Origin of the sequence: Brevibacillus fortis (assembly GCF_003013395.1) — a bacterium.
Taxonomy (GTDB): domain Bacteria; phylum Bacillota; class Bacilli; order Brevibacillales; family Brevibacillaceae; genus Brevibacillus; species Brevibacillus fortis.
In genome coordinates this window covers 32,318-57,173 of the sequence record NZ_PXZM01000038.1, presented here as the reverse complement: position 1 = coordinate 57,173, position 24,856 = coordinate 32,318, and the positions used below count along the sequence as shown (strand labels likewise).

At 45.4% G+C, this 24,856-nt stretch carries 4 protein-coding genes; all 4 read left to right on the top strand.

Features of this window, described 5'->3' with window-relative positions:
• Positions 1-449 precede the first annotated feature (449 nt).
• The 4 genes from C7R93_RS22525 to C7R93_RS22510 all read left to right on the top strand — a co-directional run bounded on the left by C7R93_RS22525 (position 450) and on the right by C7R93_RS22510 (position 24,856).
• Entirely contained in the window at positions 450-7,571 is a 7,122-nt protein-coding gene (locus C7R93_RS22525; protein ID WP_106840919.1) for an amino acid adenylation domain-containing protein, read from the top strand.
• Between the two features lie 10 nt (positions 7,572-7,581).
• On the top strand, positions 7,582-13,953 hold the full coding sequence (locus tag C7R93_RS22520; protein ID WP_106840918.1) for a non-ribosomal peptide synthetase: 6,372 nt from the start codon (positions 7,582-7,584) through the stop codon (positions 13,951-13,953).
• Between the two features lie 79 nt (positions 13,954-14,032).
• Positions 14,033-16,075: a condensation domain-containing protein gene (locus C7R93_RS22515; protein WP_106840917.1), complete on the top strand. Its 2,043-nt coding sequence runs from the start codon at positions 14,033-14,035 to the stop codon at positions 16,073-16,075.
• 18 nt (positions 16,076-16,093) lie between these two features.
• The gene (locus C7R93_RS22510; protein WP_106840916.1) at positions 16,094-24,856 is read left to right on the top strand and encodes a non-ribosomal peptide synthetase; all 8,763 of its coding nucleotides are present in this window, start codon (positions 16,094-16,096) and stop codon (positions 24,854-24,856) included.

The following is a 24,856-nucleotide window of genomic DNA, read 5'->3' as shown; positions in this document are numbered from 1 at the left end:
CATACAACAACGTCCTCACTCTACACTCCACCTTTCATCATAGCAAACCAATCACTAGTGTATAAAGCACGACTACTCGTTCCGCTCCCACATTTTATTTCAACTGAAAAGCAGAGATGCCCCTCGGCGAGATTACAGTCGTGGGCTAGAAGTGTCGATTGCGAAGCCTTGTTATCTACTCCTAAATTTACTCCCATCACGATCCACCAAATGATCGAGCTTGTTATTCTTCCAAATACACTCTACTCTAGCGTGTCAGACCGACAAAGTCCGATCATCAGACGCTGTGCTGATTATTTCATATGCTGTGCGATGAAGCCACTCATGAATTCCTTTGCAGACATTGCTGAGAGGAGGGGAGGTGTCGTGTTGATTAATCAGAACAGGTGAGGAACTTCGCTCGTTTCGGAGATTCTCATCATTACCAAGCGCGAAAAGGGAGGATAAACATGTCCATGGAAGATCAAATGAACCATTGGCCGTCAGATTTAGCAGGAGAAGTTCCGTTGCTACAGCTACCGCTCGATATCTCCAGGCATCATCATACTGGATATGTGGGAGAGACTCAATCGATTGATCTTTCTGATACGGTGAGTCGGCAAGCTATGCAGATGGGCATACAAGAAAAGACCGATTTGTTTCCGGTGCTTTTAGCTGCTTACCACAGTTATCTTTACAGGTATACGGGGCAAAATGATATTCGGATTGGTTTGATGACAGATACTGTATTTTGGATAAATCGAGTCTTGGTTGATGGCACTATGAATGTTAAACAGTTAGTAACCGAGGTCAAGGATAAAGTCGGGAAGGAACAGAAATTCGCAAGCGATTCAGGAACCAAGCCATTCTTTCATACCTTATTGAGAGTTAAAAAAACCGGAAATGTAGACACGATGGACAAGCTTTCTATCGAGTATGACGGGTCACATGTAGATTTGCGTGTTGATGTAGAAGAGGGAGACGTCTTACGCATATCCTTCACCTACAATGCCAGGTTGTTTACACAAGAAACCATCCGAAGAATGCTGGAGAACTTTTGTAACTGGATCGAACAGGTTGTAACGAATAGGGAAACACCTGTCAACCAGTTGCGATTGATCACCAAAAGTCAGGAAAGCGAATTGCTAGACGTGTGGTGCAGGAATGACGAATCGAATGAGCTTCCTGAAACCATTTTGACTGCCTTTGACTACCAAGCCAATCATCATCCAGAGGCCATTGCACTCGTTTATCGGCAAGAGGAAGTCACCTACAGGGAATTGGATATACGCTCGAATCAATTGGCCCATCATCTTAGAAAGATAGGCGTTACGAGGGAGACGCTTGTTGGTATTTGCTTGGAGCGCTCTATTGAAATGATCGTGAGCATATTGGGTGTGTTGAAAGCGGGGGGCGCTTACGTCCCGATGGACCCTGCTTATCCTGTTCAAAGACTGCGCTATCTGATAGAAGATGCAGAGTTGCCAATCGTCATCGTGAATGAAGCATCCGTTGACAAAATACCTGACGGAGTAAAAACAATTAATTTATCTGATGATTCCGAAATCATTTCGAATGAAAGCATGAATAAGCCTGATTACCAAGTGAATGGTAACGATCTGGCCTATGTGATCTATACCTCGGGCTCGACTGGCAATCCGAAAGGGGTCATGATCGAACACCGCTCCATCATGAATTTTCTTCAAACGCTGGAAAGGCGTAGTGAGCTGGCGAATACAGATAGAATCTTGCAGAAAACGTCTATTTCATTTGATGCGTCTGTCTGGGAACTCTTTTGGTGGATGTTGAAAGGTGCCAGCTTGTACATCCTCCCTAACGGCGATGAGAAAGACCCCGCTCTGCTTGTAAAAGCAGTAGAGAGATATAGCATTACACATCTTGAGTTTGTGCCATCCATGTTAAAAGTAGTCTTGGATTATATCGAAAATGATGGTTCTTCCTCTGCACTAGCCTCTCTGAAATACGTCACTGCTGGTGGGGAAGTGCTTCCACCTCAAGTTGTCCAGAAATTTACGCAACGATTGACCATTCCTCATGGGACAACCCTCTATAACACCTATGGGCCAACGGAAGCTACCGTCGAGGTTGCCAGCTACAAATGTACTCCTGATGACCATCGCTCTTCGATCCCGATTGGAAAACCAAACTGTCAGACACTATTGTACGTGTTCAATGAGCATTTACAAATCCAACCTGTCGGTGTGGCTGGCGAGCTCTATATTGGTGGAGCAGGTGTAGCAAGAGGGTATTTAAACCGTCCTGAATTGACCGAAGAGCGCTTCATTTCCGATCCGTATCGTCCAGAATCAGATTCGCGATTGTATCGAACCGGAGATTTGGCTCGGTATGCAGCTGACGGTAATCTGGAGTATCTTGGTCGCAATGACAACCAAGTCAAGGTGAGAGGATACAGAATTGAGCTCGAGGAAATTGAAACCATTTTAAGCACTCATCCATCTATTGAACAATCCATTATCGTGGCCCAAAAGGATTCCTATGAAAATAACAAACTTATCGCGTATGTGATAGGGACTGGAAGCATAACGGAATGGCGTGATTATTTGAAGGCGCAGCTTCCAGAGTATATGGTTCCAGCGTATTTTGTGAAAATGGATGTTTTCCCGCGCATGCCCAGCGGAAAAATTGATATAAAGTCACTGCCAGAGGTAGGAAACAGTCGACCGCATATTTCAGCGGAATATAAAGAAGCAAAGACGGAATCGGAAAGGCAGCTCTTGGACATTTGGAAGGATTTGTTTGGATATGATGAGATTGGCGTAGAGGATAATTTCTTTGAATTAGGCGGACATTCGCTGTTAGGGACGCAGGTTGTAGCAAGAATCCGTGCGACCTTCAAGAAAGAACTCCCGCTGTCTACTCTGTTTCAATATCCGACGATCCGAAGCATCGTGCCGGTCATCAATGCCGCAGAGGATACATACTCGATGGATGCGTTTCCTGCCATAAGCAGGGCATCACGAGATAGAGATTTGCCGCTCTCTTATTCGCAAGAAAGAGTGTGGTTCCTCGAACAGTTAAGCTCCAATAATTTGGCGTATATCTTTCAGGCAACCATGAAAGTGCGAGGGATGCTAGATATCCCTATTTTGAATCGATGCTTTACGGAGATTGTACGTAGACATGAAATATTTCGAACCGTTTTTCTTGAGAAAAATGGACAGCCGTATCAGGTCATTTATGAACCATTCGATGTGAAATTGCCCGTTATTGATGTTTCACATGTACCTGAGAGTGACCGTGCACGTGAAGTACAGAGATTGATTCAAGAAGAGATCAAAAATCCGATCGATATCTCACAGCTGCCATTGGCTAGATGGCTGGTTTACAAGATCTCTGATCGGGAATCGGTCATCCTGTTTGTGGAACATCATCTGATTCATGATGGCTGGTCGTTCCGCAAATTCCTGAAAGAACTATTTACGCTGTACAGTGCTTATCTGGAGAATAAACCATCTCCGCTCGCGGATTTGCCGATTCAATTCGCCGATTATTGCGTATGGCAGAATGAAATGTTTAAACGAGGCAAGGAGAACAAGCAGTTAACGTACTGGAAAAATTTGTTGAGCAGAGCCGACGGAATTCTGGAGCTGCCAACCGATAGGCCACGCCCGGTGAATCAAACCTTTAACGGGAACATGTTCACCCATTTAATACCGGAAGAGTTGTATCTGCAATTGCGTGATTACTGCATGAAAACAAACACGACCTTATTCATGGTCATGATGGCGGCCTTTCAGACATTGCTGCATCGGTATTCGAATCAGGAAGATATTATTGTAGGCTCGGGTATCGCGAATCGTCGCTGGAGGGACACCGAGGATTTGATCGGGATGTTTGTTAACAATATTGTGATTCGGACGCAGTTTACCGATAAGATGACGTTTCAGGATGTTTTGCAAGCAGTCAAAATGTCAGCATTGGAAGCCTACGAGAATCAAGAAATTCCATTCGATCAGGTAGTCGATGCCCTAAAAATGAAACGCGATCAAAGCCGGAACCCTGTATTCCAGGTCATGTTTAGCTTTCAAGACACGAAAGTCACCCATTTACCTGTACCCAATTTGGATATCCAACTCACCGAAGGCATTAGCAACGGATCGGCAAAATTTGATATGAACGTGGTCGTGACGAACCACTCTGAGCTCTCCGATTCTCTTTTAACGAAGGAGGAATACGGGAGTATCAGCTTGGATTGGGAATACAATACAGATTTGTATGACGAATCTACCATGCGCCGCATGATTGAGCACTATATCGAATTGCTGAAAAGCGTTCTTACCCACAGTGACCAAACGCTGCATGCCATGCCAATGTTGACCGTTTCTGAGCAGAATCAAATACGCGAGAAGTGGAATGACACTTCGGTTGCGTTTGCGGATCAGAAAACGATTCATCAAATTTTTGAGGAGCAAGTTGACCGGACACCAGAGCAAATTGCGGTCATATTTGAAAACGAACAGTGGACCTATCGGCAAATTAATCATCGTGCCAATACCCTGGCAAGAAAATTGCGAAACCTTGGAGTGAAACCGGATACATTAGTCGGATTAATGACTGAACGTTCTCCCGACATGATGATTGGGATCCTTGGCATTTTAAAAGCTGGTGGAGCTTATATGCCGATGGACACGATGGCACCGAAAGAAAGAATGTCCTATATTCTTCATGATAGCGATACGAAAGTAGTCGTCATGCAAGAGAAATTCAGGACATCAATCGATTTCAATGGTCCGGTCCTATTATTTGGCGAGGATATGTCTGACCAAGAGGTGGAATGCGACAATCTTGAGCCAGTGGCCCAATCGACCAATTTGGCGTACGTCATCTATACCTCAGGCTCGACGGGAGCACCAAAGGGCGTCATGATTGAACATCGCTCTGTAGTCAATCGCATGAACTGGATGGTTCATCGCTATCCGATGGGCGAGCACGACACGCTCATGCAAAAAACTCCCTATTGCTTTGATGTTTCGGTAACCGAATTAGTTTTATGGTTTTTCACTGGCAGCAAGCTATGTTTTCTCGCTCCTCATGCAGAAAAAGACCCGGAGCTGATTGTAAAAACGGTCGCCCAGCACCAGATCACCTATATTCACTTTGTTCCATCGATGCTCAGCATCTTTTTAGATCATTTGCAAAGCAACGATTGTGCGAATGAAATCAAAACCTTACAGCGCGTGTATACGACTGGGGAGGCTTTGACTACGGAACAGGTGCAACGTTTTCATCGATTGATTCAGCAGCGGAATCAAACGACTCTCCACAATCTGTATGGACCGACGGAAACGACGATTGAAGTGACCTACTATGATTGTCATGGGGACAGTAAGGTCATACCTATTGGGAAACCGATTGATAATACGCAGGCATATATCATCAACAAAGAATGCCACTTGCAGCCAGTTGGGGTAATGGGAGAGTTAGTGATCGGGGGCGTAGGGCTTGCGCGAGGGTATGTAGGAAAGCCTGAGCTGACAGCAGAGCGTTTTATCCCGAATCCATATGGACGTTTATCAGAAGAAAAAATGTACAAGACAGGGGATTATGCGCGGTGGATGCCAGACGGAAATATTGAGTATATTGGCCGGATGGACAACCAAGTGAAAATTCGCGGGTATCGAATTGAATTGGGTGAGATCGAAGCGCTTATGAGGAAGCAGCAAGGCGCAGGGGAAGTCGCTGTGATTGCCCATGAGTTTGAGCCGGGAGATAAACGATTAATCGCCTATTACAGTGGTGCCACAACGGTCGAAGAGTACAAGCACCATCTCCAGAAGCAGCTGCCACCTTACATGATTCCTTCTTATTTTGTACAGGTGGAGAAAATGCCGCTCACATCAAGTGGCAAATTGGATCGCAAAGCATTGCCACTGCCTGACAGCCATACGGTAAGCCATCACTATTCAGCGCCTCGCAACACAACAGAGGAATTACTTGCACTTATATGGAGCGATATTTTGCGGATCGACCAAATTGGCGTATTTGATTCGTTCTTCGATTTGGGAGGCCATTCTCTATTAGCGACGCAGGTCGCCTCGCGCATACGAGAAGTGTTCGGTCAGCCGCTCCCTCTGCGAGATATTTTCGAATGTCCGACCATTGAGAGCCTGGCCAAGCGGATAAACGAATGGCGTCATGGCGGAAAAGCGACTCAATTGCCCGCATTGCAGCTAGTGGATAGGACGAAACCAATTCCGCTATCCTTTGGGCAGCAGAGGCTATGGTTTTTTGACCAACTGGAGCCCGGAAGCAACGTCTACAACATTCCGTATGTCTGGAGTTTGAGCGGTGCTTGGGATGTTAGCGGGCTGGAAAAAGGCTTCAACCGATTGATTGAACGTCATGAAATGCTTCGCACGGTATTCGCAAAACAAAATGAGACTGCTGTACAGCTCGTCAAGCCGTATCAACCGGTAGCGTTGCCTGTTATTGACCTCGGGGATCTCTCTGTGGAAGAAGAGGAAAGGCAGGTCGCTCATCATATTCAACGGAATGCGGAGCGCGTATTTGACTTGAGGCAAGGACCGCTGATTGAAGCTGTGCTGATGAAAAAAGGTGATTCGGAGTACGTTCTATTGTGCACCGTCCATCACATTGTTTTCGATGGCTGGTCAGAGGATATTTTGTTGGACGAATGGATGGCTTTCTACGAAGAAGCAGTTAGCGGCACGCCAGCCGATCTACCACCATTGGCTATTCAATACGGGGATTATGCAGTGTGGCAAAGGGATTGGTTAACGGATGAGACAGTAAACGAGCAACTGATGTATTGGGAAAATGAATTGGCGGGCGACCTTCCTGTGTTGCAGTTGCCATTTGATCATCCACGACCAGTCATTCAAAGCTATCGAGGAAATATGCAGCATATACAAGTGGAGCCAGCCTTATTGGCGAGTCTAAAAGCATTCAGCAAACAAGAAGGAACAACCCTGTTCATGACCTTACTGGCCGCTTACCAAGGCTTCCTCTCCCGATATACCGGACAAACAGACATTTTGGTCGGAAGTCCGGTTGCCAACCGCAATCGCAAAGAAATGGAAGGATTGATCGGGTTCTTTGTAAACACGCTTGTTTACCGGGCGAATGTAGAAGAGGGACCGAGCTTCAGGGAACTGGTCGCCCAGGTCAAGGAAAAAGCATTGCGCGGACAAGAGAATCAGGACGTACCGTTTGAAAAAATAATAGAAGCCATTCAACCAGAACGAAATACAAGTTACTCTCCTGTCTTCCAAACGATTTTTACAATGAATACTCATCTGAGAGACGTTAAGGAATGGCCGAATCGAAAAATTGAGCCTGTGACGACTGTAATCAAAGTCGCCAAATTTGACTTGTCTATTTCAATCGAAGTGATGAATGAGCACTCTGTATGGATTTCGTTTGGATACAATGCGGATTTGTTTGAGTATGCCACCATACAACGAATGATCGGGCATTTTGTGAATTGGCTTGAACAAGTGACGGCGTGCCCTGACGAGAGCATAGAAAACTTGCGACTCATTTCGGAGGATGAAGAAAAACAATTGCTAGAACTATGGAAGAGCAATTAGGAGGGGCTGTATGAACAAATCCATCACGGCATTCTTTGAGGAGCAGGTCGAGCTTCATCCTGACAACATCGCTTTGCTATGGAAGGATGCCTCACTCACTTATCAAGAGCTGAATAGCAGGGCGAACAAGCTGGCCCATTATTTGAAAAAGTGTGGGGTAGGAACAAAGAGCAAAGTCGGCTTGTATATGGATCGTTCGTTCGAAATGATCATCGGTATGGTTGCGATTGTAAAGGCAGGCGGGGCCTATGTCCCGCTTGATCCTGCCTACCCTCCGCAGCGAGTCCATTATATGCTGCAAGATGCAGACACTACGATTGTACTCGCACAAGAAAGCTTGGTATCGCGGTTGCCAGAAGGCTTGAAGGTAGTATGCCCTGAGCGCGACTATCTGGCGATCAGCATGGAATCAGATGCGAATTTGGAGCAGCATGCCACTTCAGAAAGCCTTGCTTATTTGATGTATACTTCCGGCTCGACAGGTAATCCGAAAGGGGTGCTCATTCCTCACCGCGGTGTCATCCGGCTTGTTAAGGATGCCTCTTATGTATCGCTCACAACGGCAGAAACGATGCTGCATATGGCGTCGATCTCATTTGATGCGTCGACTTTCGAAGTATGGGGCAGCTTGTTAAATGGAGCGAAGCTCGTTGTTTTTCCATACAAAGAGCTTGATCTTGGCGAGATGGGGCAGGTACTACGTGATTACCAAGTCAGTACGTTATTGCTAACGGCCGGAGTCTTTCATCAATTGATTGATTTTCATCTGGAAGATGTAAAAGGGGTTCGGCAATTGCTGGTGGGCGGGGATATTATGTCCCACAAGCACGCTCAAAAGGTAGTAGACAATTTGTCTGATACGTTATTGATCAATTGCTACGGCCCTACGGAAACCACGACTTTTGCCACCTTTTATCCAGTAACCGATCGAAACGCTATCCAACAATCCGTTTCGATCGGTCGCCCTATCAATGACACCGAAGTGTATATCTTAAACGACAAACAAAAGCTGGTGCCTGTTGGTCTTGTAGGGGAAATGTACGTGGGTGGTAAGGGACTGGCTCTGGGATACTGGAATCGACCCGAGATTAATCAGGAGAAATTCATTAAGCATCCCTTTGATCCAGACCCGGAAGCCAGATTATACAAGACGGGTGACATGGTGAAATATGTGCCTGATCGAGGACTTGAATTTATCGGTCGAAAAGACAATCAAGTGAAAATAAGAGGGTACCGTATAGAACTGGGCGAGATTGAGGCCGTCTTGAATCAGCCGGAAGACGTCAGGGAAGCCATCGTCATTGCACAGGAATACGGAGCAGACGATAAAAGGCTCATCGCCTATATCGCTGGAGATGGAGACGTCGAGCAGTGGAAAAAGTATGCGAGTACGCAATTGCCTCCTTTCATGGTTCCGTCCTATTTTGTGAAAATGGAAGCATTTCCGCTAACCACACAAGGAAAAGTTGACCGAAAGGCGTTACCATTGCCAGAAACCGTCATGCTGGAGGATGAATTTGTCGCACCACGTACTGCTACAGAGAGTAGGATAGCATCCATTTGGAGTGAGACTTTAAAAGTGGAACGAATGAGTATCCACTCCTCCTTTTTTGATTTAGGCGGTCACTCCCTGCTTGCGACACAGCTCATATCCCGCTTGGAGGAAGCTTTCCAATTATCTATCCCGTTGCGAATCTTGTTCGAATGTCCGACTATCGCGAGTTTCCATACAAGAATGATGGAGCTCAGTCAGAATGGAAAAAGAGAGCGGATTCCAACGATTACGATAGCGTCTCATACAGAAAAATTCCCGTTATCTCATGCACAGCAGCGCTTATGGTTTTTACAACAATTGGAACCGGAGAGCACAGCTTACAACGTTCCTCATATTTGGCGTTTGACTGGGCCGTGGAATGCAAGTGCGTTGGAAAAAGGATGGAATGCGCTGCTTTTGCGTCATGAAATATTGCGTACGGTTTTTCCGAATGAAAATGGTCAACCTTTCCAGGCTGTCCAACCGTATCAGTTTACTCCGTTGCCTGTCATCGACTTGAGAGAACAAACCGAAGCCTCGAAAGAAGAGCAGCTGACCGAGGTTATCGAGCAAGAGGCAGGGGGAAGGTTCGATTTGCATCGAGGCCCCTTGATTCAGGCAAAATTGATTGCAGTAGGGGAAGAAGAGTCCGTTCTACTATGTACGATGCACCACATCATTACGGACGGATGGTCTGAGGAAATCTTATTGAAAGAATGGCTGGCCTTCTATGAGAAGGCACAGAGTGGAAGTCTTGCTGAGCTTACTGCTCTACCGATTCAATATACCGATTTCTCTGTGTGGCAGCGTGAATGGCTGACAGATGATGTGATCGGTCAACAGCTGGATTATTGGAAAGCGGAGCTGTCTGGAGAGCTTCCTGTCTTGCAATTACCGATTGATCGGCCTCGACCAGCGGTTCAAGGCTATGCAGGAAGTATGCATAAAACCGTGCTGCCATTGACGTTGCTTGAGAAATTGAAAACCGTAAGCAGGCAAGAGAATGCGACTTTATTTATGACCATGTTGGCAGCTTATCAAAGCTTTTTATCCAGATATACCGGACAGACGGATATTTTGGTGGGGAGCCCTGTAGCGAATCGACATGTAAAAGAAATCGAAGGATTAATTGGATTCTTCGTGAACACGCTCGTCTATCGGGCAAATCTTCAAGACGGTCCTACCTTCAAACAACTGCTAGCTCGTATAAAAGAAAAAGCACTTCTGGCGCAGGAAAACCAAGACGTCCCATTTGAAAAAATCGTAGAGTCGCTCCAACTCGAACGTAACACCAGCTACTCTCCGGTTTTTCAGACCATGTTCACTTGGGCTGAATTGTCATCAGAAGTGTATGGTTCGTCAGCCGGAACTTTGGAAATCATGCCAGTTCGTCATAATGTATCAAAATTTGATATCGAGCTGTCCATGGGCGAGTCTGCAGACGGACTAGTCATGAACATGATTTATAACACGGATTTATTTGATCAAGCGACCGTGGAAAGAATGGCTATTCATTTCGAAAACTGGTTGCAAGCATTGGTGAATGCACCAGACGCTCCGATTGCATCGCTCGAATTGTTACCCAAGGATGAGCGTCACAAAATCGTAGTGGAGTGGAATCGGACAGATGCAACCGTTCCCGAGAATACATGCTTGCATGATTTGTTTATCGAACAAGCAAGAAAGACGCCGGAACGAATCGCTGCTGAAATGGGCAGTGAAACGATAACCTATCGGGAATTAGACAGGCGTTCTAACCAACTGGCGCATTATTTGATCAAGCTGGGCGTTCGGCCCAATACACCTGTTGGGCTATGCATGAATCGATCCCTTGAGCTGGTCGTAGCGATTCTCGGCATCGTAAAGGCAGGCGGAGCATTTCTTCCCTTAGATACTGAGCTGCCCGAAGCAAGGATGGCTCAATTGCTGGAAAGCTCCAAAACCAATGTTTGTATCACAGAGCAGGAATTCTGGCATCTTTTCGAGCAAGCGACGCATGTTCAATGCGTACAGCCAGATGCCGACAAGGAAATCATAGCAAGCATGCCTGAGGGATTGCCGGAGCAGACTGTAAAACCAACGGATTTGGTTTCGATTTATTACACGTCAGGATCGACGGGCATTCCAAAAGGCGTGGAAAACCTCCATGTTGGATGGGTCAATCGAATGCTATGGATGCAACGCCAGCATGGCTTGGAGCAAGGGGAAGCCGTTCTGCAAAAAACAACACTGACATTCGATGATGCAGCTGTTGAGTTTTTTTGGCCATTGTCTGTAGGGGGACGGATCGCACTCTTGGAGCCATGGTTGCATCGAGATCCAGAGGCAATTATTCAGGCGGCCATTCAGTACCAAGTGGCGTGCATTCAATTTGTGCCGAGTATGCTCAATATGTTTGTCGATGCCCTTACTCCTGAGCATGTCGCAAAATTAGGGACATTAAAAAATGTGATCTCCAGTGGTGAGGCGCTCTTACCGGAAACGGTAGGCAAGTTCTATCGAAATCTGAACGCCAAGCTCCATAATACATGGGGGGCAACAGAGGTCTCGATTGACTCTACCATTTATACCTGCGCGCCTGAGGACGCGTTTGAGAAGGATTGTGTCAGTGTAGGTAAGCCAATTGATAACAACAGAATTTACATCCTGGACAAAAATTTGAACCCAGTTCCGATTGGTGTCATAGGCGACCTTTATATCGGTGGTCTGGGACTGGCAAGGGGCTATCTATACAACCGCGAGAAAACGGAAGAAGCCTTTATGGAAAATCCATTTGTAGCAGGGGAGCGGATGTATCGAACCGGCGACAAAGGATATTACCTGCCTTCCGGAAATATCAAATTCGTAGGTAGAAAAGATAATCAAATCAAGATAAGGGGCATCCGGGTTGAATTAGGGGAGATTGAATCCACATTAAGCAGACATCCGTCTATTCGTGAAGCAGCCGTTATTTCCATTCAAAACGACAGGGGATCTACAGAGCTGGCCGCTTATATCGTGGGCGATGGCGATGTGAACGAATGGCGAGAATTCCTGAAGGGGCAATTGCCTGCTTATATGATTCCAACCTATTTCACGAAGCTGGACAGCATCCCGAAAACAACGAGCGGAAAGATTAATCGCAACGCACTGGAATTGCCGGTGATGAAACTATCTGATTCTACTATGATCGAACCGCGTGCGATTCCTGAGGAAATGATTCACTCCATCTGGTGCGATATTTTGCAGATGAATCAGATTAGTATCAAGGATTCTTTCTTCGACATAGGTGGACATTCGTTATTGGCTACACAAGTGATGTCTCGTATGAGAACAGTTTTGGGGCTGGACATACCCTTGCGAACCATATTTGAGTTTACGACGATCGAAGCGCTGGCAGCCCGGGTAGCCGAGATCAAGCAAGGGGCGGAGAAGAATACGCGTATTCATGAGGTTGTACGAGTGGAGAATCAGCCTGGACAGCAATTGTTTGAAGTATCCCACGGTCAAAGAAGACAGTGGTTCCATGCAAAATTCAGTGACCAGGAAGCGGTAGGAGGGGTGTACCTCTTTGAAGTGGAGGGCCCCGTTGATAGTCATGTCCTGCACAAGTCTATGGGTCTCATGTCTGAACGGCACAGAATAATGCGCACGACAATTATAGAAAAAGAAGGGCAATTGTATCAAAAAGTGTATGACGACCTGAAGGTGGATAACGAGTATGTGGACTTGTCTTCTTTATCTGTGACGGAAGGCGAGCAACGCATCCAAATGGATTTGGAATCTGCCTTGTACAAGCCATTTGATTTTTCTCGAGAGTCCTTCTTTCGGATGAAGTTATATCGAGTCACGCCAACAAAGCACTTCTTCCTCCTGGGCACTCATCATATTGGATTTGATGGCTGGTCGCTCGATGTGTTTATGAATGATTTGGCAGATGTGTATCAACAAGAAAAGAGTGGCGTTTATCGTCAGTCTTCCAAACCGCTGGATTATATTGATTACACTATGTGGCAGCAAGCCCGATTACAAAATGGTGAACTGAACCGGCAGCGAGACTATTGGTTAAAACAGTTGCAACAAAATGTAGAGGCACCGATCATTCCGCGAGAAGCAGATCCATACACTCGCGACAGCCGGATATCAAATGTAACAACGCTTTCGATTGAACCAAAGACTGTGCAAGCGCTCTCAGAATTGACTCGAATGGCAGGCGGCACCGGATATACCACCATTCTTACGGCGATAAACATCTGGCTATCGCTCATCACGGACCAAACAATCATTACTGTCGGCTCTACATTATCTGGTCGTACCCAGACAGACCTCGAAGGAATTATGGGCCCTCTGATCAATCCGGTCGCCATGCGTACAGATTTGTCCGGCAACCCGACTGTTTTGGAAATGTTGAACAGCACGCGAGAAACGGCGTATACGGCGTATGAGAATCAGGACTATCCGTACAATTTGGTCGTAGAGGATCAATTAGCCGCCAAGGGTCAGAAAAAGAATTTGTATTCCGTTGTTTTTATTGGACAACAAGCCTCGAACAATCTGCTTGAATCAGACGGTATCATCTACAGGTATTGTCCGTTAAGTCGTTTCCTGGATGAAACGATGGTCAAAACGTATGAAGGCAGCCATTTTGTTAAGGATGATCAATTGGATATGATGTTGTTTTTGTCGACGTATCATGACCAGCTCACTTTCACTGCACAATATAATGCGGATGTATTTAGCAGGCAAGCCATGGATACGTTTATGAGTCAAATCGAACACATCCTATGCCAAATGACTGAAAATCCACTTCAGCGTTTATCTCAATTGAAATTGGCGGAAGAATACGATTTCAATGAACTATTCAGCTAACCGATTGATTGCTTGTCGGGCATGCTGGTGAAAGCCGCATGCCCAACCATTTCGCAGTAAAATATCGGGGTGATCATGAATGACGCAGAGAACCTTTATGAAAACAATCGCTTTATCTGAAACGCAAAAGGATTACTTCATTCACTATTTGGTACATCCAACAAGTGCTTTTTATCATGAGCAGTTTCTGTTCAGATTCGAACAACGATTGGATGTAGCTGTGACGATACGTACGCTTACCGAGATCGTGAAGCGTCATGAAATCAATCGGTCCATTTTTGTGTTAGAAGACGAGCCCATACAAAAAGTATACAGCGAGCCTATCTTGGATTTTGAGCATGTGGCTTCTGCTGATTGGGACGATTCAACGATTCGAGCATATCTGAATCTAGAACTGAGCAAGTCATTTCAGTTGGACGAGGGGCCATTATTCAGTTGCAAATTGCTGGATTATAAAGAAGTAGGCAGTATTTTAAGCTTGAAGTACCACCACATCTGCTCAGATGGGTGGAGTGTTTCGCTCATGCTCGATGAATTTACGATGATCTATCAACAGTTGATAGCAGATCAAGAGCTTGTGATACAACCGTCCACACATCATTTTGCGGATTTTGTTGAGTGGGAACAGAATTATTTAGCCAGCCAAGAAGGCGAGGAAGCGAGAGCTTTTTGGAAAAAGAAGCTGGGTGGACCTCTTAAAAGGCTAGAGCTGCCGACTGATAAAAGTCGTCCCAGTACGCCGTCGTTTAAAGGCGGGATCTCATTCTTTACGTGCAAACACGAACTCCGCGATGAGATGATGGCCTACCGGAAAAATCATCACTATCAAACGGATGTTATTTATTTGTCTCTCTTCCTTGCTTTTCTTTCTCGTATCTCAGGCCAAGATGACATCATTATCGGTGTACCCAGATTTGGCAGACCCGAAAAAGAGTTTTATTCCATCATGGGACCATGTCTCGTGATGCTGCCACTCCGAATCAAAATCCCGAAAAATTGTTCGTTTCGCGAGTTAGCTCGACTTGTCCAAGAAGAGCTGTCAGTATGCTCAACGTATCAAAATTACCCACTTTCTTTGATCGCGGGAGAGCTGGATTATGATCGCGATAAAAAATATTCGTCTTTTTTTTCAACCGCTTTTGTCCATCAGAAAGCGATTAAGCAGGATGGGGCCATTTTTGTGGGCAATGCCCAAAATACGTTTCAAAGCAATGGGTTAACAATCAGTTCTTATCCTATTCATAAAAATATATCCCAGTATGATTTATGTTTTGTGGTTGAACGGGACAACCAGCAGGACATATTGGCAGGCTTTGAATACAATGCTGATATTTTGAATGAAGAAACGGTCGTCAAATGGGTTGCCGATTTTGAAGCAGCCAGTCTATTTCTTTTGAAAAATGACAGTGAAGATATCCTGATGCTAAAAAGCCAAGCGAATAAAGACTACTGGACGAAGAACTTTGCCCATTTGCCTTCCTTGAAGATATTGCCAGAGGAAGGAAGGAGTCTTTCTAGCGATGCCACTATGTTCGAACGAGAGAAGCTTGAAATAACAGGATTGCCGTCGACTCAAATATCCCGTCTGGCTCAATCTTGGGACAGCTCTTCGTTTGATATTTTCATGAGCACATTTCTGGTCCTCTTGCATGCTGAAAGCGAGAAGGAGGATATGGCCCTGGCATTTCGGGCGGGGTGGGATCAGTTGCATGAAATTTCATTCTTATGGCTGCGAACGGATCTATCAGGAAATCCACTTTTTTCCGAGCTGGTTCTGCAAGTGCAGCGCAAGGTAAAAGAAGCCTATCTATATAAAGACGGCTTGGAATCGTTGCTACATGGACATCATGAGCCGAGAATTTTGTTTGAAATGAACGAGGAAGAACCGCTCTCCACGATTGATTTTCAATTCCGCATCCACGAATTACGAGGTCAACTACATGGAACCATTACCTATCATGCACATGCATTCAAGAGGGAGACCGTGCAAAGAATGCTATCCCAATATGAATACGTATTGCAAAGTGTGATAGCCCAGCCGCATCAACGAATCCGTGAAATTGTCAGTCATCTAAACAGCCAATTTCTTACTAATGATGATTATGAGCAACTATTCCTTTAGCGAAAGAGGTGCACGGGCTTGCAGCATTTAACAAAAGAAAATGTAGGGGAAGTCATTGAGCTTTCCATGGTACAGAAGCAATTGTTAAGCCAAGACATGATGACAACGGTGCGCTATCTGATCGAACAGCCTATCGAACGAGAAAAAGCGCAAGAAGCGTGGAATGAATTAGTTAGTGAGACGCCGCTAATGCGAACGGTTTTTCGTAAACTAAAAAATAAGCATGTACAAGTGGTATTGAAGCATTTCCCGATTCCTATCGCCTGGCACGACCTGCGAGGATTATCTCCGGAACAGCAAGAGCAAAGGTATCTCTCTGAGATTGCGTCCCATCAGGAGCCTATTGCCTTTGAGGAAGGTCCATTACTCCGCTTATCCATGATACAGATGGAGGAAAATCAAACGGTCATCATTTGGACTAATCATACATTGTGTATGGACGATGTCAGTCGCGGGCTTCTTCTGGAGGAATGGCTGAAGAGAGCAAATGGCAATCATTCATCTGATTATCAGCGAACATCATTCAAAGAGTATTTCGTATGGGAGTCAAGCCAAGATGGCTCCAGAACCAAAAGCTATTGGATAGACAAAATCAATCACTATGATAACGAGTCAGTATTTTATCCAATACAGGGTGCGCAAAAAGAAGCAAATCAGCAGACTAGCTGCCATGCTGTTCTTTCCGAACCATTCTCCCAATCCATCAAGAGCATGTCATTCAAGCGGGGCGTCTCGATTGAAGCTGTCTTTCAGGCTGCTTGGCTGCTGTTAGTAAATATGTATAGTGGTGATGAAAAGGTAGCGACTGGTGTTACCGTCTCCGGGAGACCCGAATCACTGGAAGGGGCAGCTACCATTATTGGGCCATTAGCTCACAGCTTGCCTGTTTTCATGACAGTACATGCGAATCAAAACGTGTGTGATTTTGTAAAGAACGTTCAGGAAAGCTGGGAAGAATTGCAGCAAAATCAAATCATTACACGAGTGATGATTCGTAACTATGCGGGAGTCCCAGAAGATCATCCTTTATTTACAATGATCGTGACAGTAGTGAATGGTGTAGAAAATGATTATGAATCGGTCGTCCTTCATCGAGGTGGCCTTTCCTCACTCGAAATCATGGTGACGGTTGGACGGTCCATAAAGATTCAATTCATTCATCCCCATGCTACCACCAAGGACGATCTGGAAAGGCTACAGTCCCATTACATCCGTATGCTTGAGCAGGTTTGTTCGGATTTCGAAATGAAAATCAGCGATCTGAATGCCGTGACGGATGAAGAGCAAAAGACGATGACGAAGGTGATGGGCAATTTTACAAAGTCACATCGAAACATGGATCAACTGGTTCAGCAACTAATAGAAGAGCGGGTTAAGCAAAATCCTGACGCTGTCGCTGCTGTCTTCATGAACCACTCGATTACTTACAGAGAATTGAACGAAAATTCCAATCGTTTGGCTCATTGGCTCCGCAGAGAAGGATTTGGTAGAAATGATCTGGCTGCCATCTTTTTAGAGAGAGGCATTGATATGCTGGTTGGCATTCTGGCTGTGCTAAAAGCAGGGGGATGCTATGTTCCGCTAGATACCGCTCACCCCGATCAACGATTGGTTACGATTATGGAAAATAGCAAGGCGAAGGTCATACTGACCGAGGCGAGTTATCAGTCACGCAGCATGACATTGGCAACGGGAGTAGTGCAAAAACCTATCGTGTTTTGCTTGAACAAGGGCAACGGTGCAAGTCCGGATATCACTTCTTTGCAAACAGTGGATTCGAATGATCCTGAAATCATCAATGACTATAATGATTTGGCAAATGTTTTTTTTACCTCGGGCTCTACAGGTATACCAAAAGGAGCAATGATCGAGCACAGGGGAATGTTGAATCACCTATTCGCAAAAATAGATGTGCTTGGACTGAATCATGACAGCATTGTTGTACAGAATGCTTCCCATTGCTTCGATATATCGGTGTGGCAATTCCTGGCTCCCTTGATGGTAGGGGGAAAAGTGGTGATTTATGACAACGAGACGGCAACGGACCCGGAGTTATTGTTTCATTCCATAAGTCGTGACAAGGTAACCGTGATTCAAATGGTTCCGGCGATGATTGAAGCGGTGCACAATACTGCGCTGGCTCTCCCACCGGAACAACAAGCCTTGCAACATTTGCAATATATGATCTCTACTGGTGAGGGATTGCCGGTAACACTGTGTAAAAAGTGGCAAGCCTTGTATCCCGAAGGTACTGTCGTGAACACGTATGGAGCAACGGAATGCTCGGATGATACGATGCACGAAATCATAGATCGTTCTTATCAGCATGATAATTATCCGTATGTTGCGTTGGGCAACTCCATCGACCATATGAAGCACTATTTGCTGGACAAATGGATGCGTCCGGTTCCCACTGGTTGTGTAGGAGAAATCTACATTTCCGGGATGGGAGTAGGGCGGGGGTACGTAAATGATTTCGAGCGTACCGATCTCGCATTTTCAGAGAATCCCTTTTTGAAAGAGAAAAAAGAAAGACTTTATAAAACAGGCGATTTGGGACGTTATTTGCCAAGTGGGAGACTTGTATTCGTAACGCGTGCCGATTTTCAAGTAAAAGTACGCGGACATCGCATTGAGCTTGGCGAAATAGAAAATGCCCTTTTACGTCATGAGCGCGTTAGACAATGTATAGCGGTCGTAGGCGAAGACGGGAATGGAGACAATCGAATCATCTCTTATGTTGTCCTGCATGAAAAGCAGGATGAACAGGAGCTGCAGCAATATCTCAAAACGATTCTGCCGGAATATATGATTCCAGAGCGTATCATGATCCTCGATGCGATGCCTTTGAATCGAAACGGAAAGGTAGATAAAAAAGCATTGCCAGCGGTGGATACGGTGCAAACCAAGACAGAAGCATACGTCCCACCTCGTAACGATTTGGAACGAAGGCTAGCAACGATCTGGAGTACAGTGCTCAGCATAGATGACATGGGGATCGATGATGATTTTTTTCAACTGGGCGGGCACTCTATGAAAACGATTCAGGTTCGCTTGCGAATGAAAAAAGAGTTGGGCATAGAAGTTACGATCAAAGATTTGTTTGAGCATCGCACGATTCGCGAGTTATCCTCCCTGCTGGCTCACAGGGAAGAATCGTCAATGGGTCAGTCTCATACCAGGCATGATCGAGCAACGATACGCAAGGCAGAAGAGAAGGATTACTACCCGGTTTCACATGCCCAGCGGAGATTATTTTTTATTCAGCAGCTGGAACCTCAAAGCACAGCATACAATATGCCGACGATTTACCATATAACGGGACCCTTGAAGGAGCGTATCCTGCATAAGGCATTTTCGCTCTTGGTTCAAAGACATGAAGTACTGCGAACGAAATTCCTGGTAAAAGACGGCCACCCGGTGCAACAGGTGCTGCGGAATCATGATTTTACTTATACATTTGTTGACTTTTCCAAGCAGTCAGTAGCCTCGAGGCAAGAAGCCGTAAAGCTGGTCATGCAACAAGAGTCGGAGACGTACTTTGACCTTGAGAACGATGCATTGTTTCGCGTGAAGCTATGCAAGGTGGCGGACGAAAAATATACATTGCTGCTGAACATGCACCATATGATCAGTGATCAGTGGTCATGGGGGATATTACTGAAGGATTTCAGCCAGATTTACGAATCCTTGCAGCAAGGAATCGATCCAGTACTACCTGCTTTGAACATTCAGTACAAAGATTATGCAGTCTGGCAAAACCATGCAATCAATCACGGAGAGCTGGCAGAATCAGAAGCGTACTGGCTGAAGACATTCCAAAAAGAAATTCCCGTATTGGACTTGCCTACAGACTATCAGCGTCAGCCTGTACAAACATTTTTCTCGGCAGTGGAATCTTATCATCTTCCGGAAAGTATTTTCGGTCGTGTGCGAGAGATTGCCCAGCAGTATGATGCATCCATGTTTATGGTGTTTTTATCCGCTGTCAGCATATGGCTGTCCAAGCTGACCAATCAACAGGATATTATCATCGGTACTCCGGAAGCCGGAAGAAACAACATGGAGATCGAAGAGGTCATCGGCTTCTTTGTAAACACTCTTCCTTTGAGACTTGAAGTGAACATGGAGCACACATTTGTTGAAGCGCTACAGGCTTGCAGACAGCTGGCGCTGGACTCATACGCGCATAATGAATATCCATTCGATAAATTGGTCGAGAAAATTAACCCTGAGCGAGATGTGAGCCGCAATCCTATTTTTTCTTTTATGTTCCAATATATTGAAAAGTTAGAGGAAGACGGAAAAATTAGCAGTTTGGAAATGAAAGCAGTCGAATCCTATAATTCCATGACCAACTTTGATTTGTCGCTTGTATGTCTGGATCAAGAAGATGGGGCGGGCCTTAGCATCGAATATCGGACAGATTTATTTCAGCCAGAAACCGTTCAACGGATGCTTGGCTATTTGTGTAACATCATCGAACAGGTGGCGAATCTGCCAACGATTTTTCTCAAACAGATAGAGTTATTGTCCGTAGAAGAAAAACAGGCCACGGTAAGCGGATTTATAGACGTACAGTTTACCGATGGGGATGAAAAGAAAACGATCATTGAGCTGTTCGAAGAGCAAAGTGCGAGAACCCCAGATCATATTGCTGTCGTTTTCGAAGAGCAAGAGCTGTCCTATTCCACACTGAATAAACGGGTCAATCAACTAGCACGAACATTGGTAGCGGAGGGTGTCTGCGCCAATCAATTGGTGGGCATCATGGCTGAAAGATCGATGGAGATGGTCGTCGGTGTATTGGCGATTTTAAAAGCAGGCGGAGCCTACGTTCCGATTGATCCTGAATATCCGGAAGAGCGGATTCGGTACATGCTGGAGCATTCGGGAGCGGAAGTTTTACTGCTGCATCGGGCGATCAGAGAGAAAGTCGATTTTGACAAAAAAATAATCATACTCGATGACCATGAATCCTATCATTCTGTAGATACCAATCTGGGATTATCCACTCAGCTCGATCAGCTAGCCTATGTCATTTATACATCTGGTACTACAGGTAAGCCAAAGGGAGTCATGATCGAGCATCGACAGCTTCAAGCGCTTGCACAGGCATGGAAGCAAGAATACAAGCTGGACGAATTTCCGGTCAGATGCTTGCAATGGGCGAGCTTTGCTTTTGATGTTTTTACCGGAGATTATATACGGAGTCTGTTATACGGCGGAAAGCTGGTCATTTGCCCAGCAGAAGCAAGAATTGATTTGGAACGGATTTATCAGCTGATGGAAAAGCACGAAATCAACCTGTTTGAATCCACTCCGGTCCTTCTGATCCCTCTCATGAACGATATTTATGAGAAGGGCCTCACCATGGATTTTATGAAAATACTCATTCTGGGATCGGATCAATGCCCGTTGCATGTATTCCACAACCTTGTAGACAGGTACGGCCACACCATGCGCATCATCAACAGCTATGGTGTGACGGAGGCAACCATTGATGCTTCCTATTACGAGAAAGAGACACAGCAACATTACAAGTTTTTACCGATTGGCAAGCCGTTGCCAGGAGTGAAAATGTATATTTTGGATGCGAGCGGCAATGTAGTGCCTGTGGGGATTCCTGGCGAACTGTACATCGGTGGACGGGGAGTAGGAAGGGGATATTTCAAGCAACCAGATTTGACGAATGAAAAATTTGTTCAGAATCCATTTTGTATGGGTGAAAAATTGTATAAGACAGGGGATATGGCTCGATGGCTCCCCAGCGGAAACATCGAATTTTTAGGGCGATTCGATAATCAAGTCAAGATCCGTGGGAATCGCATCGAATTGGAAGAAATCGAAGCGGCATTGTTAAAAACAAGCAAAATTCGCGAAGCTGTCGTAATCCCCAGAGAGGATGAATCAGGTCAAAAGAGGCTGGTTGCCTTTTATGTGGCTGCGCAAGTGCTGGAAACAAGCTTGATGAGAGAGGCGCTACGAAAAGTGTTGCCGGCGTTCATGGTACCTTCTTATTTCGTTCAGCTAGATGAGATACCAGTGACCCCGAATGGAAAGATTGATCGAAAAGCGTTAACAGAACTCAACATAACGCTACACAATGATAGGCAATTTGTTGAACCCCAAACGGAGATCGAAAAGACATTGGTATCCGTTTGGCAAGGCGTTTTACATGAGAAGCAGGTTGGGATTATGGATAATTTCTTTGAGCTTGGCGGGGACTCGATTAAGTCCATACAAGTTGCCTCTCAATTATCCGCCTTGGGATACAAGATGGAAATCAGAGATCTCTTTAAATATCCAACGATAGCAGAACTGGGTACAAGACTGAAACCGATGAAAAGGAAAATAGATCAACGGGATATTGAGGGTGCTGTACAGCTGACCCCGATTCAGCATTGGTTTTTTCAGGAGCACAATCAGCATCCACATCACTATAACCAATCGTTTATGCTCTATCGAAAAGACCGTTTTGATGAGAGTCTGGTTCGCAAAGTAATCGAAAAGCTCCTACGACACCATGACGCTCTACGAATGGTATTCCGCGAAACGGAGACGGGCTATGAAGCCTATAACCGAGGGGTCAGCGAAAGCGACGACATGTACAGTCTGGAAGTTTGGGACTATCGAAATAGCACCGCGGAAAAGACACATCAAGTGATGGATGCGCAATGCACCGAAATACAATCCCGTCTTCATATTTTTGATGGTCCACTCATTCGGTTGGGGCTATTCCAATGTGCGGATGGCGATCATCTGCTGATGGCGGTTCACCATTTACTCGTAGACGGGGTATCGTGGCGGATAGTAATCGAGGATTTCAACAGAGCGTATCTACAGCTCCTCCAAGACAAAGCGATGACGTTGCCTCTAAAGAGCGATTCATACCAGTTGTGGGCGCAAAAACTGAACGAATATGCCCATAGCGAAAGAATCGAGGGCGAGCGTACCTATTGGAATCGTGTCGAGGAGATGGAAATACAATCGCTGCCAACCGATTACGTTGAATGGAAACCTCTGCGGAAGCAAACCAAGACAAAAACGATCATGCTGAATGAGCAACAGACCAGAGAATTGTTGAAGCAAGCCAATCGCGCTTATCACACGGAAATAGATGAGTTGTTGTTGTCTGCCATCGGGATGGCTTTTAAGAAATGGGCGAATATCGATCGATTCGCCATCAATATGGAAGGGCACGGAAGGGAATCGATTCTACCTGATGTGGAGATTAACCGCACAGTGGGATGGTTTACAAGTGAATATCCAGTGATTGTAGACGTTGGCAACGAACAGAGTCTGTCTGCTATCATCCATAAAATGAAAAAGGATGTACGCCAAATCCCTCATAAAGGAATTCACTACGGGATATTAAAATATTTGGCGGCAAATCGGCAAAAGAACAACATAACGCCTGAGATCAGCTTTAATTATTTAGGGCAGTTTGATCTGGAGCGAAAAGAAGAAGAGGGAGACATTCAATTGTCCGCATTTTCTGGTGGAGAATCTATGAGTCTTGATCAGACCCGAGAATGCAAGATCGATATTGAATGCGTCGTGTTACAGGGACGTTTTCATTTTATGGTAGCTTACAGCGAGAACCAGTATAAAAATGAAACCATAGACCGATTAGCGACATGCCTTCAGGAAAGCTTATGTGAAATCATTCAACACTGCATGACGAAATTACACAACAGCTCTGACCACGGATTCCCTGGAGAATCGGTAGATTTCGAGGGAGTAGTAGATGGATATTTTGATGCTTCCATGATGAATGATCTTCCGGGTGCCATCGTGGTTGTCGTCCATAATGGTCAAGTGCAACTAAAGAAAGCATATGGATATGCGAATCGAAACGAAAGAATGCTGATGAGTGCGGATGATACGGTCATGAAGGTAGGTTCGATATCCAAAATTGTCACAGTCGCTGCCATCCTCCAGCTCGTGGAGCAGGGGCTTATTGGATGGAACGATGATATCCAGCCGTATCTAGTTGATATGGAAATACCGAGAAAGGTCGAAGGACCACTGACAGTTGAGCATTTACTCAGTTACACAGCGGGATTTGATGAGCCATTTACGGGAAATGACCAAAGCTATCATTTCGGCGAGGGTGAATCCTTAACCTTGCGGGAATACATTCACCGCTATATGCCAACCGTTATTTATCAACCTGGGGAACAATACTGCAATGAGAATTTCTCCTTTATGCTGGCAGGATATCTAGTAGAAAGAGTGACTGGCGTTCCCTTCCATCGCTATGTCAGTGAGAAAATCTTTACGCCTCTCGAAATGAAGAAGAGTAGTTTTCTTTTGCAGCCAGAGTTGGAGTCGAAGCTGGCAACAGGCTATGATCTGGAAAACAATCCGATTCAAAGGTACGATTTTAGCCCTGCGGACTCTCCTGATGGCAGCCTGCTCTCTACTGGGCATGATATGGAAAAATGGATGCTGACTCTATTAAACAAAGGCGCTTATGGGACAGAAAGGGTGCTAGAAGAAGATTCGATTGCCAAAATGTTCACCAGTAAAGCGGTGCTACACCCACAAGGGGCTTATACAGGATATGGCTTCACTGCGAAATTCCATCCTGATTATGACCATGAAAATATTTTGGCCAAAGCAGGCGAGGTAATCGGATTTAACTCCTTCTTGTGGTTGCTGCCAGAAAAGAATCTGGGGGTGTTTATTAGTACGAATAAAAGTCAATTTAACAAGATGGAATTCTTTGATTATTTTATGAAGAACTATCATCCTGCAGAAACGATATCCATTTAA

Bases quoted from the DNA above. Each gene is read 5' to 3' on its own strand.
- C7R93_RS22520 (WP_106840918.1), top strand. From the start codon at position 7,582: ATGAACAAATCCATCACGGCATTCTTTGAGGAGCAGGTCGAGCTTCAT.
- C7R93_RS22515 (WP_106840917.1), top strand. From the start codon at position 14,033: ATGACGCAGAGAACCTTTATGAAAACAATCGCTTTATCTGAAACGCAA.
- C7R93_RS22525 (WP_106840919.1), top strand. From the start codon at position 450: ATGTCCATGGAAGATCAAATGAACCATTGGCCGTCAGATTTAGCAGGA.